This window comes from Enemella evansiae, from assembly GCF_002250705.1.
Classification (GTDB): domain Bacteria; phylum Actinomycetota; class Actinomycetes; order Propionibacteriales; family Propionibacteriaceae; genus Enemella; species Enemella evansiae.
In genome coordinates this window covers 37,285-49,754 of record NZ_NMVP01000004.1, presented here as the reverse complement: position 1 = coordinate 49,754, position 12,470 = coordinate 37,285, and the positions used below count along the sequence as shown (strand labels likewise).

At 68.6% G+C, this 12,470-nt stretch carries 14 protein-coding genes; 8 read left to right on the top strand and 6 right to left on the bottom strand.

What is annotated here, in order from left to right:
- Positions 1 to 53: 53 nt before the first annotated feature.
- A complete protein-coding gene (locus BI335_RS05310; protein ID WP_094405886.1) occupies positions 54 to 1,043 on the top strand; it encodes an aldo/keto reductase in 990 nt (329 codons plus the stop codon).
- A gap of 28 nt (positions 1,044 to 1,071) precedes the next feature.
- On the opposite strand, the gene BI335_RS05305 is transcribed toward BI335_RS05310, so the two are convergent.
- Both BI335_RS05305 and BI335_RS05300 read right to left on the bottom strand, forming a co-directional pair.
- Complete coding sequence (locus tag BI335_RS05305; protein WP_094405885.1) at positions 1,072 to 3,435, bottom strand: arylsulfatase; 2,364 nt, start codon at positions 3,433 to 3,435, stop codon at positions 1,072 to 1,074.
- 3 nt (positions 3,436 to 3,438) lie between these two features.
- Entirely contained in the window at positions 3,439 to 4,767 is a 1,329-nt protein-coding gene (locus BI335_RS05300) for an MFS transporter (protein WP_094405884.1), read from the bottom strand.
- Between the two features lie 104 nt (positions 4,768 to 4,871).
- Between BI335_RS05300 and BI335_RS22460 the strand changes: the two genes are divergently transcribed.
- From BI335_RS22460 to BI335_RS05280, 4 genes are all read left to right on the top strand, one after another.
- Positions 4,872 to 5,078 carry a helix-turn-helix domain-containing protein gene (locus BI335_RS22460; protein WP_094405883.1) on the top strand — a complete coding sequence of 69 codons (207 nt, stop codon included), beginning with the start codon at positions 4,872 to 4,874 and terminating at the stop codon, positions 5,076 to 5,078.
- Positions 5,018 to 5,629, top strand: a complete 612-nt coding sequence (locus tag BI335_RS05290; RefSeq protein WP_166646757.1) for a LysR substrate-binding domain-containing protein — start codon at positions 5,018 to 5,020, stop codon at positions 5,627 to 5,629. Before BI335_RS22460 ends, BI335_RS05290 begins: the two co-directional genes overlap by 61 nt.
- Positions 5,630 to 5,692: 63 nt before the next feature.
- Positions 5,693 to 6,583, top strand: a complete 891-nt coding sequence (locus BI335_RS05285; protein ID WP_094405881.1) for an SDR family NAD(P)-dependent oxidoreductase — start codon at positions 5,693 to 5,695, stop codon at positions 6,581 to 6,583.
- Between the two features lie 13 nt (positions 6,584 to 6,596).
- Positions 6,597 to 7,073, top strand: coding sequence for a MerR family transcriptional regulator (locus BI335_RS05280; protein WP_094355265.1), 477 nt, complete (start codon positions 6,597 to 6,599; stop codon positions 7,071 to 7,073).
- A gap of 5 nt (positions 7,074 to 7,078) precedes the next feature.
- Here BI335_RS05280 and BI335_RS05275 read toward each other — a convergent pair whose 3' ends face one another.
- Both BI335_RS05275 and BI335_RS05270 read right to left on the bottom strand, forming a co-directional pair.
- The gene (locus BI335_RS05275) at positions 7,079 to 8,485 is read right to left on the bottom strand and encodes a DHA2 family efflux MFS transporter permease subunit (protein ID WP_094405880.1); all 1,407 of its coding nucleotides are present in this window, start codon (positions 8,483 to 8,485) and stop codon (positions 7,079 to 7,081) included.
- Positions 8,482 to 9,099 (bottom strand): NADPH-dependent FMN reductase, encoded by a 618-nt coding sequence (locus tag BI335_RS05270; RefSeq protein WP_094405879.1) that lies wholly within the window; start codon positions 9,097 to 9,099, stop codon positions 8,482 to 8,484. Before BI335_RS05270 ends, BI335_RS05275 begins: the two co-directional genes overlap by 4 nt.
- Positions 9,100 to 9,169: 70 nt before the next feature.
- On the opposite strand from BI335_RS05270, the gene BI335_RS05265 reads away from it, so the two are divergent.
- Positions 9,170 to 9,766 (top strand): TetR/AcrR family transcriptional regulator, encoded by a 597-nt coding sequence (locus tag BI335_RS05265; protein ID WP_094402931.1) that lies wholly within the window; start codon positions 9,170 to 9,172, stop codon positions 9,764 to 9,766.
- A gap of 85 nt (positions 9,767 to 9,851) precedes the next feature.
- Here the strand turns inward: BI335_RS05265 and BI335_RS05260 are convergent, their stop codons facing one another.
- Positions 9,852 to 10,493, bottom strand: coding sequence for a maleylpyruvate isomerase family mycothiol-dependent enzyme (locus tag BI335_RS05260; protein WP_094405878.1), 642 nt, complete (start codon positions 10,491 to 10,493; stop codon positions 9,852 to 9,854).
- A gap of 83 nt (positions 10,494 to 10,576) precedes the next feature.
- Positions 10,577 to 11,557, bottom strand: a complete 981-nt coding sequence (locus BI335_RS05255) for an aldo/keto reductase (protein ID WP_094405989.1) — start codon at positions 11,555 to 11,557, stop codon at positions 10,577 to 10,579.
- A 79-nt stretch (positions 11,558 to 11,636) separates the two neighbouring features.
- On the opposite strand from BI335_RS05255, the gene BI335_RS05250 reads away from it, so the two are divergent.
- Complete coding sequence (locus tag BI335_RS05250) at positions 11,637 to 11,969, top strand: ArsR/SmtB family transcription factor (protein WP_094355270.1); 333 nt, start codon at positions 11,637 to 11,639, stop codon at positions 11,967 to 11,969.
- 1 nt (position 11,970) lies between these two features.
- Positions 11,971 to 12,459: an SRPBCC family protein gene (locus tag BI335_RS05245; RefSeq protein WP_094355271.1), complete on the top strand. Its 489-nt coding sequence runs from the start codon at positions 11,971 to 11,973 to the stop codon at positions 12,457 to 12,459.
- Positions 12,460 to 12,470 lie beyond the last annotated feature (11 nt).

The following is a 12,470-nucleotide window of genomic DNA, read 5'->3' as shown; positions in this document are numbered from 1 at the left end:
GCTATGCCGACGACTCTTGGACAGCCCGGGTCGAGCGCACCGAGCCTTGGACCATGACATCTGCGAACCGCACTCTCGGCGACCTCAGCACCTCAGCCATCGGCTACGGCGCGATGGTCCTCTCCCCCGGCATGTACGGCCCGATCGATGACGAGTCCGCCGCCCTCGCGCTGGCCGCCGCCGTCGACGCCGGCTGCACCCTGATCGACACCAGCGACGGTTACGGCACCGGCGGCCACAACGAACAGCTCGTCGGCCGAGCGGTCCACGACCTCGGCGACCGGGTCCAGGTGGCCACCAAGTTCGGCTTCCTGCTGCAACCCGGTGCCGAACCGCACACCTTCCCGGTGCGCTACGAGTTCGGCCAGCTTGCCGTGAACACCGACCCACGCCACGTCCGGGCGTACGCCGAGGCCAGCCTGCGGCGTCTCGGGCGGGACGTCATCGATCTCTACTATCCGCACTTCCCCGATCCGCAGATTCCCTATGCCGACACGATCGGTGCGGTCGCCGACCTGATCGACGCCGGCCTGGTCCGGCACCTCGGTGTCTCCAACGTGACCGCCGCCCAGCTCCGGGAGGCGCACGCGATCCATCCGGTCGCCGCCGTGCAGACCCAGTGGTCGATGTGGGCACCGATCGATCCCGAGCTGTACGCCGCAGCGCGCGAGCTGGGCGTCGGGGTGACGGCCTGGTCCCCGGTCGGCGGCGGTTTCCTCACCGGGCAACTGCCCGAGCTGGCGGCCGACGACTTCCGCAGGGCGATCCCGCGGTTCAGCGCCGAGAATCTGGCGACCAACCGCGACCGGTATGCCCCGATCCGCGAGCTCGCCGCCGGGCTGGGTATCACCCCGGGGCAACTCGCCCTGGCCTGGCTCCTCGATCAGTACCCGCATGTCGTCCCGATGCCGGGCAGCCGGACTCCGGCGCACATCCGCGAAAATGCTGCTGCAGCACAGATCGCGCTGGATGCGGAGACCCGCTCCGCGCTGACCGCGGCGCTTGCCGAGATCCGACCGGCAGGCGAGGTGAGCGTGCTCTGAGCGGGCAGTACCTGTCGGTCACCCGCCATCACTCGTGGACCAGCTGGGCCACCCGTTCGATGTCGATCAGCACCTCGGGGTCGTAATCGGCCTTCGCCCCGGGCAGATAGCGCACGGCGCGAAGTCCTCCCTGGTAACGGAATGCGCCGTGCACGCGATGGAGCTCCCAGTCGACCGGACCACCGCGATCGACACCGACACTGATCCCGGTGAACGGCGCCAGTCCGCACAGCTGCCGGACCACCGGCACCTCGACCGAGCGGCCACCGGCGGACAGGGTGACCGACCAGCAGACCCCCGGCAGCGCCTCGAATCGCAGCCGGACGTCCTCGACACCGGCCGGATCGAGCGGTAGCGCGACCCGATGCATCGTGCCGTATTCGTTGTAGCTGAAGCAGATCTCGTCGTCGCGGACGAACAGCACGTAACCGCCGCCCTGATCACCGTGGGAGACCAGCACCCCGCTGTCACCGGGGCGTACCGTGGCATCGATCTCGATGTCGAAGGACCGGAACTTGGTCAGTTTGCTGGATCGGAACCGCTCCAGGGTCGGGGTGAACGCCAACAGCTCGACGGGCCGCTCCAGCAATTCCTCGGTGGAGGGGCGCTGCCGGCTCAACGATCCGTCGTCGTTGATCGGGAACACCGTGTTGTACCAGGCGGTGCGGGTCCACTGCTCGGCCAGCTGCCGGGTCAGCTCCGGCAGGCTTTCGGCCAGATCGCGGGTCTCGGTCGGGTCGCTGGCCACGTCGTAGAGCTGCCAGCGACCGTCCGCCCAGTCCGGACTGCTGCCCAGCAGTGCACTGACCACCTTCCAGCCGTCCCGGACGAAGGCCCGCCGACCCTGATACTCGGTGTACTGGGCGACGTGCCGGGTGTCCTCCTCGGCGTCCTGCAGCACGGGTACGAAGGAGGCTCCGTCCCGCTCCGGTGCGGGCCGCCCGTGCCGCTGCTGCAAGGGGCTCACCCCGGCCAGCTCCAGCACCGTCTCGCCGATGTCGGTGACATAGGTGAACTGGTCCCGGACGCCGGGATCTCCTTCCTGCCTTGGCATTCCGGCCGGCCAGGAGACGATCATCGGGACCCGGATCCCGCCGGCGTGGGCGAAGAACTTGTAGAGCCGGAACGGCGTGTTCGAGGCGTACGCCCAGCCGCGCGGATAGTGGACGGTGGTCTGCGGCCCGCCGATCAGCTCCGGGTCGCGCGGCTGGTGCTGCTGCCACCAGTCGGGTAATTGCGCGCTCTGCGCGAAGTGGCCGAAATAGCTGCTGGTGCCGACCGGCCCACCCTCACCGGTGGCGCCGTTGTCGGAGGTGAAGACGATGATGGTGTTGTCGAGCTCACCCAGGTCCTCGAGCACCCCGAGCAGGCGGGCCAGGTTCTGGTCGACGTTGTCGACCGCTGCCGCGTACACCTCCATGTAGCGGGCGAAGAGCTCCCGATCCTCCTCGCTCAGCTCGTCCCAGGCGGGCACCTCCGCCCCGGGCTCGGTGTTGCGGGGTGCGTTCACCGTGCCCTCCGGGAACAACCCGTCCGCCAGCTGGCGGCGGAACCGTTCGTCGCGGACCCGATCCCAGCCGAGGTCGTAGCGGCCGCGGTATTTCGCGATGTCCGCGGGCTTGGCCTGCAGCGGACCGTGCACCGCCTGGTGCGCGAAATAGAGCAGGAAGGGCTTGTCGGGATCGTTGCCGCGCAGCCCCTTGATCATGTCGATCGCGTTGTCGGTCAGATCATCGGTGAGGTAGTAGCCCTCGGGATACTCATCGATGACCAGCGCCTGGTTGTCGCGGACCAACCGGTGCGGGTGATGCAGCGAGGTGCAGCCGTCCAGGCAGCCGTAGTACTGGTCGAAGCCGCGCTGCAGCGGCCACGAGCTGCGATCGGCGGCGTCGTGCTGGTTGGCCTCCTTGGTGAGGTGCCACTTCCCGACCATGTAGGTCGCATAACCCGCCGCCCGGAAGCTCTCGGCCAGCGTCGGTACGTCGTCGGCGAGTTCCAGGGTGGCGCCCGGAAAGCCCGGATCGGAGTGCGCGACGGAGGCGAAGCCGGCGCGGTGCGGGTTGATGCTGGTCAGCAACGCGGCGCGGGCCGGTGAGCAGACCGGCGGCGTCTGGTAGTTGGTGAAGCGGTAGCCGCGCTCGGCCAGGCCGGCCAGCGCCGGGGTGGCGATCTCCCCGCCGAAGGGGGCGATGTCGCTGAACCCCATATCGTCCATCAGCATCACCACCACGTTCGGTGCACCCTGCCGGGCGCGTACCGGGGCCGGCCAGGCCGGGGTGGATCGGGAGGCGAACTCGTCGACCACCCCGGCGAAACCCTCGTAACCGCGATGGGCGTGGCCGTTGGCGTGCACCCGCGGTGCGGTGGGTGTGGTGTCCCCGTCGTGCGGCATAGGTCAGATCCTCCTCAGATCCTTGTCCCGTCCCTCGCGGCTGAGCAGGACGGCCAGACCGGAGATCAGCAGGGTGGCCATCCAGGCGATGCCCAGGACCAGAATGTTGCCACCGGTCAGCAGCAGGACACCGGTCGCGGCCATCGGGGTGAGACCGCCGGCGATGGCGCCCGCGCCCTGATAGGCGACCGAGGCGCCGGTGTAGCGCAGCCTGGTCGGGAAGAGTTCGGCGACGTACGCCCCGAACGGGCCGATGATCAGGCCCTGGCAGAGCTGGCCGAGGATCACCGCGGCACCGTAGCCGAGGACGGTTCCGGTGCTGGTCAACCAGACGATCGGCAGCGCCGAGAGCACGGCCGCACCGACGCCGGCGAGCAGCACCGGGCGGCGGCCGAACCGGTCGCTCAGTCGGGCACCGAGGATGATGGTCAGCAGGGCACCCACGGCGCCGATCGCCTTGGCGTTCAGCACCCCGGTCTGATTGGCGCCGTTCTGGACCGCGAAGGAGACCGCCCAGACCGTCACCATGCCCGAGAGGGTGAAGATGCTCATCGCGGCCAGGAAGCCGAGCAGCAGGGCGCGCGGGCTGTGCACGAACAGTTCGACGACCGGGGTCTTGCGCTCCTCGACCTTCGCCTCGAGTTCCTGGAACAGCGGGGATTCGGAGACCTTCAACCGGATCACCAGGCCGACCGCGATCAGCAGTGCGCTGAGCAGGAACGGGATCCGCCAGCCCCAGGCCAGGAACTGCGCGCGGGGCAGCAGGGTCATCGCGCTGAACAGCAGGGTGGCGCTGAGTACGCCGACCGGGCCGCCCATGTTGGCGAAGCTGGCCGCGAAGCCCCGTTTGCGGTCGGGGGCGTGCTCGAGCGCCATCAGCACCGCACCGCCCCATTCACCGCCCAGCGCCAGCCCCTGGACGATCCGCAGCACGACCAGCAGGATCGGGGCCAGCATGCCGATCTGCGCCGATCCCGGCAGCAGACCGATCGCTACGGTGCCGACGCCCATCATCAGCATCGAGATGACCAGCACCGTCTTGCGGCCCACCAGGTCACCGAAGTGGCCGAAGATGACGCCGCCCAGGGGCCGGGCGAAGTAGCCGACCGCCAGGGTTCCGAAGGATGCGAAGGTGGCGACCCCGGGGCTGCTGCCGGCGAAGAAGAGCGGACCGAAGACCAGAGCGGCCGCCATGGCGTACAGCAGGAAGTCGTAGTACTCGATCGCACTGCCCATGAAGCTGGACGCGAGGATCCGGCGCATCTCCGCAGGACTGGCCGTTCTCGGCTGCGCGGATGTCTCGGCGACGGGAACGTCGGCGTTGTTGGTCATGCCCCACCTCTTTGTGATCGACCGGTTTCGACACGACTAGAGTGCGAGGCGAACAGAGTTGTGTAAAACACAAGTAATGTAGATCAGATTTCGGGAAATCAGCTATGGATGTCACGCTCCGACACCTGCAGTACCTGCTGGCGGTCGCCGACCAGGGCAGCGTCAAGGCCGCGGCGCAGGCGTGCCACGTCTCACCGAGCAGTGTTTCGCTCGCCCTGGACGACCTGGAGCGATCAATCTGTCGGTCTGGTTGCTGCCCCGCCTGCTCGATCGGTTCAGCCGGGACTATCCGCAGGTCCAGGTCCGGTTGAGCGAGGGCAGCCCGCACGCCATCCAGGAGCAGTTGGTCGACGGCGCCCTGGACGCGGCCTTCATCCAGCGCAGCCAGACCTGGCGCGAATTCGACACCACACCGATCGTGCCGCTGCACGTCTACGCCGTCCTCTGGCAGGGGCATCCGCTCTCCGTGCGCGACACGGTGAGCCTGGTCGACCTGAAGGACGAACCCGCGATCCTGATCGGTTACGAGCCGGCGATGAGCAACGCCCGTGCCATGTTCCGGGCGGCCGGTGTCGAACCGTGGATCCGCTGGACCGGTGAGAATGTGGAAATGGTGCGTTCCCTGGTCGCCCGCCGTCTCGGCTATTCGCTGATGGTCGGTCGGCCGCTCGGCGGCAGCAGCTATGAGGGTCTCCCGCTCATCCACCGTCGGCTGAAGGAGTCGGCCACCGACAACTTCGTTGACATCGCCACCCCACGCAACCTGACCCGGACCAAGGTGACCGAAGCCCTGATTTCTGTGTGTCAGCAGGAATTCTCACCACTGGCGCCGCCCACGGAGTACAGCGACCGACAGGCCTGAGGCGGATCGGTTCCGCGCTGCGTCTTGCCTTCGAGCGCGCTTCAATCTTTAGCGTCTGGTGTCATGACACAGACACAGCAGACCGAACAGACCCCGCACCGCACCTGGCTGATCACCGGCGCGACCTCCGGGATCGGCCGGGCTCTCGCCGAGGCCGCACTGGATGCCGGGGAGAATGTCGTCGGCACCGCCCGGCGGATCGAGCGGTTCACCGGCTGGACCGAGCCGCATGGGGACCGATTCCTGCCGGTCGCCCACGACGTCCGCGACACCGATGCGGCCGCCGCGGTCGTCGCACAGGGAATCGAGCGGTTCGGCGGAATCGACGTGCTGGTGAACAATGCGGGTGTCGGGCAGGTCGGCGCCGCCGAGGAGGTGAGCGACGACCAGTTGCGGGACATGCTCGCCCAACACCTGTTCGGCCCGGCAGCGCTGGTCCGGGCGGTGCTGCCGGCGATGCGGGCCACCGGTCGCGGTGCGATCGTGCAGGTGAGCAGCCAGGGCGGCCGGATGTCGTTCCCGGGCGCGGGATCCTATTCGGCCGGCAAGTTCGCCCTGGAGGGCTGGTCGGAGGCACTGGCCGGTGAGGTACGCGGTTTCGGGATCCGGGTGCTGATCGTCGAACCGAGTCGGTTCCGGACCGGCTTCAACGATGACGATGTGCTGCTCAATGCCACCGAGAGCGAGGCCTATGACCAGGTGCTCGGCGCTGTGCGCACGGAGTTGCGGTCCGTCGCGGGCAGCCAGGAGGGCGATCCGGTGCGAGGGGCCGGGATCATCCGGGAGGTGCTGGCACTGCCCGAGACGCCGTTGCGGCTGCCGCTCGGCGCGGAGGCGGTGCGCAATCTCGCTGAGGCGTACCGGCAGGGAATCGCGGAGCTGGATCGCACGGCGGCGTTCGCCGAGGCCGCCGACTTCCCCGATGCACCGCCCTCACAGCGGGCGTTCCGCTGACTAGAGTGCAGGCATGTCCACCGACGCCCTGATCACCCGGTTGCTGGACGATGCGGAGCAGACGCCGTCGTCCTCGACGATCGACGCGCTGCACACCCTGCTGGACGATTCCACCCTGGAGGCGTCGGCGGCACCGAAGAGTGTCGCCGACGCCGCCCGGACGGTCGGACTGTCCACCTCGACGCTGCGCTACTACGAGAATCAGGGGCTGGTACGCCCGCAGCGCAACCTCTCCGGTTATCGCGAGTACACCCCGAAAGACCTGCGCCGGTTGATCTTCCTGACCCGGATGCGACTGTCCGGGATGAGCATGAGCGACCTGAAGAGCTACATCGAACTGGTCGACCAGGGCCCGGCCACGATCCCCGACCGTCGCCGACTGATGCTTGACCATCGCGCCAGAATCGTCCGCCAGCAACGAGAACTCGCGCTCGCACTGGAGGCAACCGACTACAAGATCACCACCTACGGCGGCCATCCCGAGGGGTGAGTCCCTCACGCCGGGTGGTCGCCCGCCCGGCTGCTCCGGATCAGGAGGGCGCCGATCGTGCACCCGACGGCGCTGACCACCAGTGCCATCGCGGCCTGACTGAACGCGGCGGCCGGATCGGCCGGAGTGCGGGCGATCAGCACCGCACAGATCGCGCCGCCGAGCGAGCCGCCGACGCGTTGCAGGATGTTGACCTGGGTGATCGCATCCGGCAGTCGGTTCGCCGGAACTGCCTGGTAGGCGGCGATTCCGGCGGGCATGGCCACCAGGTTGACCGCCGCCCCGAAGCCGACCAGCAGCACCTGCACCAACCACAACGGTGCCGTCACCGGCAACCAGATCAACGGCAGGGTCGTGGCCAGGGCGAGCAGTGCGCCGACCAACGCCACTGGCGCCGGCCCGCTGCGATCCACCCAGCGGCCGGTGAGCGGAGCGGTGATCGAGGTCGCGGCGGCCACCCCGATCAGGCTGATACCGGCCTGGAACGGGCTCTGGCCCCGGCCCAGTTGGAAATAGAGGGCGAACAGCACTCCGCTGCCGAAGATCAGCACCCCGGAGAAGAAGGCGGTGATCGCACCGGCACGGAAGGCGCCGAGGCGATACAGACCGACATCGAACAGCGGCTGGGCGGAGCGCAGGCTGACCAGCACGAATCCAGCCAGAGCGAGGATCGCGAGTGCGGCGACCCCCAGCACGCCGGCATCCAGGTGGCCGGTGTCACCCCACCGGGTGGTCGCATAGACCAGCGCCGGCAGACCGACCGCGATCAGGACCAGGCCGGTACGGTGCAGCGGCTGGGTGTTGCTGGACTCGCCGCGCGGGATCAGTCGCCGGCCGAGCAGCAACCCGGTGGCCCCGATCGGCAGGTTGATCACGAACAGCCAGGGCCAGGGGGCGTACCGCAGGATCACTCCGCCGAGCAGGGATCCGATTGCCGGGGCCGCGCTGACCGCGATCCCGAGCGTACCCATCGCACGCCCCAGTCGTGCCGGCCCGACTGCCTGGCCGAGCACGGTCTGCCCGGTGGGGATGAGGATTCCGCCCGACAGGCCCTGCAGCACCCGGGCCACGATGAGCAGTTCCACGCTCGGGGCGAGCGCGCAGCCGAGCGACGCGATCGTGAACGCCGCCAGCGCGAGCAGCCACAGACGGCCGCTGCCGAGACGCCGGGACAACCAACCGGCCGCCGGCAGCGACACCGCGAGCGCGAGCAGATAGCCGCTGGCGACCCACTGGGTGAGTGACAGCGGGGCACCCAGGGATCGGCTCATGGTGTCCAACCCGACGTTGACGATGGCGGCATCCAGACCGCTGGCGAAGGCCCCGAGAACGATCACCCAGCACAACCGCCAGGTCCGCGCGTCGATCGGCTCCAGCTCGGCACGGGCGCCCGACGCGGTTCTCGCGCTCACACCGAGGCCCGCGATCGCAACCCGCGCAGGGCATTCGCCCAGTCGACGATCTCGTCGAGCATGCGCTCCAGCACCGCGCCGTGGTGTCCACCCGGTGCCAGCTCGCCGACCTCGAGCATGTCGGGCAGCTCGAAGTCGCTGAACAGATTCAGTGCGACCTGACTGCGCACGGTGGCTACCTTGACCTCCGCCAGCGACAGCCGGAGCTGCTCGACCGCGCGTACGCCGCCGGTCAAGCCATAGCTGACAAAACCGGCGGCGCGGTCGTTCCACTCCGCGAACAGATAGTCGATCGCGTTCTTCAGCGAGGCCGGCATCGCATGGTTGTACTCCGGGGTGACGAAGACGAATCCGTCACAGCGACCGACCTGCTCGGCCCAGCGCAGGGTGTGCGGTCGGGTGTATTGCCCGATGGCCGCCGGCACGGGTTCGTCGAGCAGCGGCAGCTCGAAGTCGGCAATGTCCAGAAGTTCGATGCTCGCCCGGCCGTCGAGGTACTGCTCGGCGCAATGCCGCACCCAGTCGGCGACCAGCCGGGACCGGCGGCCGGGCCTGGTGGAACCGACGACGATCGCGATCCGGGGAAGTTCAGTGGGTTCGGTGTCGATACTCATGCAGACTAAAGTACAACGTTCATTGCACTATGTACAATGGGTGTTGCAGTTTGGTCGAGGGAGGCTTCCGATGCGTGAGGACAAGCAGCAGGCGTTGCTGCGCGGCGCCCTGCGGGTCTTCGCCCGGGACGGATACACCCGAGCGAGCATTCAGACGCTGGCGGCCGAGGCCGGGGTGTCCACGCGCACGATCTACAACCAGTACGGCAACAAAGAGGCCCTGTTCCGCGCCGTCATCCTGGACAGCGCCCGACAGGTCGCGGAGCGGGAGAGCGCACTGGCGGATCGCCTGCTGGGCCGGATCACCGACCTGCGCGCGGATCTGATCGAGTTCGGCATCGCCTGGGCCACCCCGGATCCCGCATCGGCGGACCACTTCGCGATGGTGCGGCAGGTCCGCGCCGAGCAGGACCACATCGACCCCGAGGTGTTGGCGGCCTGGCAGCAGGCGGGCCCGGAACGGGTCGCCGGGGTGGTCGCCGGGCATCTCGCCGCGATGGCCGAGCGTGGACTGCTCCGGATCGACGATCCGGACCTCGCCGCGGTGCACCTGATCCAACTCACCGCGAACACCGTGCAGAGCATGCCGGCCGCCGCCGACCCCGAGCGCATCGTCACCGCCGGTGTCGATGCGTTCCTGCACGGATACGGCCGGTCAGCCGACTGACGGGGTGATCGCGCCGGCGGCTACCGAAGCGCCTCCTCCGGAATCACTTGCGCAGCGTTCCCCCGCGGCATCCCGCCAGACAGCGTCAGCGGCTCAATCGCTCCCGCAGGATCACCGCACCGGGTCCGCTGAGCTGATCGAGATACTGTGGCCGCCCGGCCAGGGTCATCATCAGCGCACGGGCCGGTCCGGTGACCTCCGGCCCCTCACCGGAGGCGAACGGGGCGTCGGTCGCCCGCAGCCCGAGACCACGGCTGGTACGTCGACTGGGCACCGTGAAATCCCTGCTCACATAGAAATCCAGCACAGCGGTGCCCGCGTCCGTGGACGGCGGCGCGTCGATGCCCAGCGGCCGGCGGATGTCCTCCCCGTGCACGAGGACCTCACCGAGGTAGGCCGCCAGGTCCTTGCTCGGGGCGATCCGCAGCTCGATCGACTCGCGGAATCGGGCGTACGTCCCGGCAGGGGTGTCACCGAGCTGCTCCCGCAAGCGCCGCGCGTTGTGCACCGCCGGCCGGAATCCGGACCCGACGATGCTGCGGATCCAGCGCCACTGACCGACGCGGGCGGCGGCGGTGAGATGGGCGAGCACCTGCTCGGTGTCCCATTCCCCGCACAGCGATCGCGTACGCCACTGCTGGCCCGTCACATCGGCCAGATCGTCGGCCAGCTGCCTGCGGGCGGCCCGGATCAGCTCCCAGTACTGGTCGGTGGTGGTGATCGGCACTGTTCGGCCCTCCGCTCGTTCTGGTCTCCCACCGAGTCTGGGAGATCGGGCGAGTGCTGCGCTTCTCCGTTCTTGCGCCTCGATCAGCGGGAGGTGGCGAAGGAGGCGTACCCGGTTCCCGAACCGCGCGGTACCACCTCATCGAGCGCCTCCAGGTCGGCGGCGCTCGGCTCCCACTCGATCGCCTCGACGTTGGCGGCGATCTGCTCGGGGCGGCTGATCCCGGAGATCACCGACCCCACCGCCGGCTGGGCCGCGAGGCCGCCCAGAGCCACGCTGAGCAAGGAGATCCCGCGCTCATCGGCGTACGCCTGCAGGGCCTCGACCTTATCGAAGTCGGCGCCCTGCAGCCGCGCTGCCTGGCTGTCGCCGGAGAGCCGGCTGCCCTCCGGGGCCTTCTCGCCCCGGCGGTACTTCCCGGTCAGCAATCCGTACGCCAGCGGGAAATACGGCAGGATGCCGATGCCCATCGCCCTACACGCCGGCACCAGCTCGGCCTCCGCGGACCGGTTGTAGAGCGAGTATTCGTTCTGCGCCGAGATGAACCGCTGCAGACCATTGGAGCGCGCGATCCAGTCGGCGTCCACGATCTCCCAGGCGGTGCGGTTCGAGGAACCGATGTGCAGCACCTTGCCCTCGGTGACCAGATCGTCGAGCACCTCGAGGGTCTCCTCCAGCGGCGTACCCCGATCCGGGGTGTGGAACTGGATCAGGTCGATGAAGTCGGTATCCAACCTGCGCAGGGATTCCTCGACCGCGACGCGGACATAGCGCCGGGATCCGCGGGCGCCGAAGTCGGGGCCGTTGGCGCCACCCATGTCCATGCCGAACTTGGTGGCGATCACGAATCGGTTCCGCCGCCCACGCAACGCCTGGCCGAGCAATCGCTCACTCTCGCCGCGGGAATAGGAGTCGGCGGTGTCGAAGAAGGTCACCCCGTGCTCCTCGGCGGCGTCGACGATCCGCACCACCTCCTCGGCCGAGGTCCGGGCGCCGAAGGAGTTGCACCCCACGCCCAGCGCGGAGACGACGAGCCCACTGTCACCAAGCCTGCGATAGTCCATGGTCCCGACGATAGCGCCGGCCGGTTCGGCGAACCGCACCCCTTGACAACGTACAACCACTTGGTTGTATGTTTGCGTCATGGCCAGCGTGGAGCAGGAGGACCGTATCGATGCGATCTTCCACGCGTTGGCCGATCGCACCCGGCGCGACATCCTGCGTCGGGTGCTGGCGGACGACCAATCGGTCACCAGCCTGGCAGCCAACTACGACATGAGTTTCGCGGCGGTCCAGAAGCATGTGGCGGTCCTCGAGAGGGCAGGGCTGATCACCAAACAACGCAGCGGACGGCAACAGCTGGCCAGCGGCCAGGTGACCGCGGTGCGTTCGGTGTTCGGCCTGCTCACCGAGCTCGAGGGGCACTGGCGGGGCCGCATCGACCGCATCGATCAACTACTGGGAGAGGAACCCTGACATGCCTGTCACCGACATCACCAAGAACACCGACGACAACAGCATCACCATCACCGCGGAGTTCGAGGCTCCCCTCGAGCGGGTCTGGCAGCTGTACGCCGACCCGCGCCAGCTGGAGCGGGTCTGGGGGCCGCCCACACATCCGGCCACCTTCGTCGAGCACGAGCTGCGCCCCGGGTCGCGGACCACCTACTACATGACCGGGCCGGAGGGGGAGAAGTACGCCGGTTACTGGCGGATCACCGAGGTGGACGAGCCGAACAGCTTCACCTTCGCCGATGGGTTCGCCGATCCGGAGGACTTCTCACCGAACACCGACCTGCCCGAGTCGCAGAACGTCTACCGCTTCGAATCCACCGCCGACGGCACCCGGGTGACCTTCCTCTCCAGCTACGCCACCAAGGAAGCGCTCGAGCAGGTGCTCGCGATGGGCATGGAGGAAGGCGCCACCCAGGCGATCAACCAGATCGACGCTTTCCTCGCCCAGTAAGGACTTCTGAC

Coding starts and splice junctions, on each gene's coding strand:
- BI335_RS05310 (WP_094405886.1), top strand. CDS start 54: ATGACATCTGCGAACCGCACTCTCGGCGACCTCAGCACCTCAGCCATC.
- BI335_RS05305 (WP_094405885.1), bottom strand. CDS start 3,435: ATGCCGCACGACGGGGACACCACACCCACCGCACCGCGGGTGCACGCC.
- BI335_RS05300 (WP_094405884.1), bottom strand. CDS start 4,767: ATGACCAACAACGCCGACGTTCCCGTCGCCGAGACATCCGCGCAGCCG.
- BI335_RS22460 (WP_094405883.1), top strand. CDS start 4,872: ATGGATGTCACGCTCCGACACCTGCAGTACCTGCTGGCGGTCGCCGAC.
- BI335_RS05285 (WP_094405881.1), top strand. CDS start 5,693: ATGACACAGACACAGCAGACCGAACAGACCCCGCACCGCACCTGGCTG.
- BI335_RS05280 (WP_094355265.1), top strand. CDS start 6,597: ATGTCCACCGACGCCCTGATCACCCGGTTGCTGGACGATGCGGAGCAG.
- BI335_RS05270 (WP_094405879.1), bottom strand. CDS start 9,099: ATGAGTATCGACACCGAACCCACTGAACTTCCCCGGATCGCGATCGTC.
- BI335_RS05265 (WP_094402931.1), top strand. CDS start 9,170: ATGCGTGAGGACAAGCAGCAGGCGTTGCTGCGCGGCGCCCTGCGGGTC.
- BI335_RS05255 (WP_094405989.1), bottom strand. CDS start 11,557: ATGGACTATCGCAGGCTTGGTGACAGTGGGCTCGTCGTCTCCGCGCTG.
- BI335_RS05250 (WP_094355270.1), top strand. CDS start 11,637: ATGGCCAGCGTGGAGCAGGAGGACCGTATCGATGCGATCTTCCACGCG.
- BI335_RS05245 (WP_094355271.1), top strand. CDS start 11,971: ATGCCTGTCACCGACATCACCAAGAACACCGACGACAACAGCATCACC.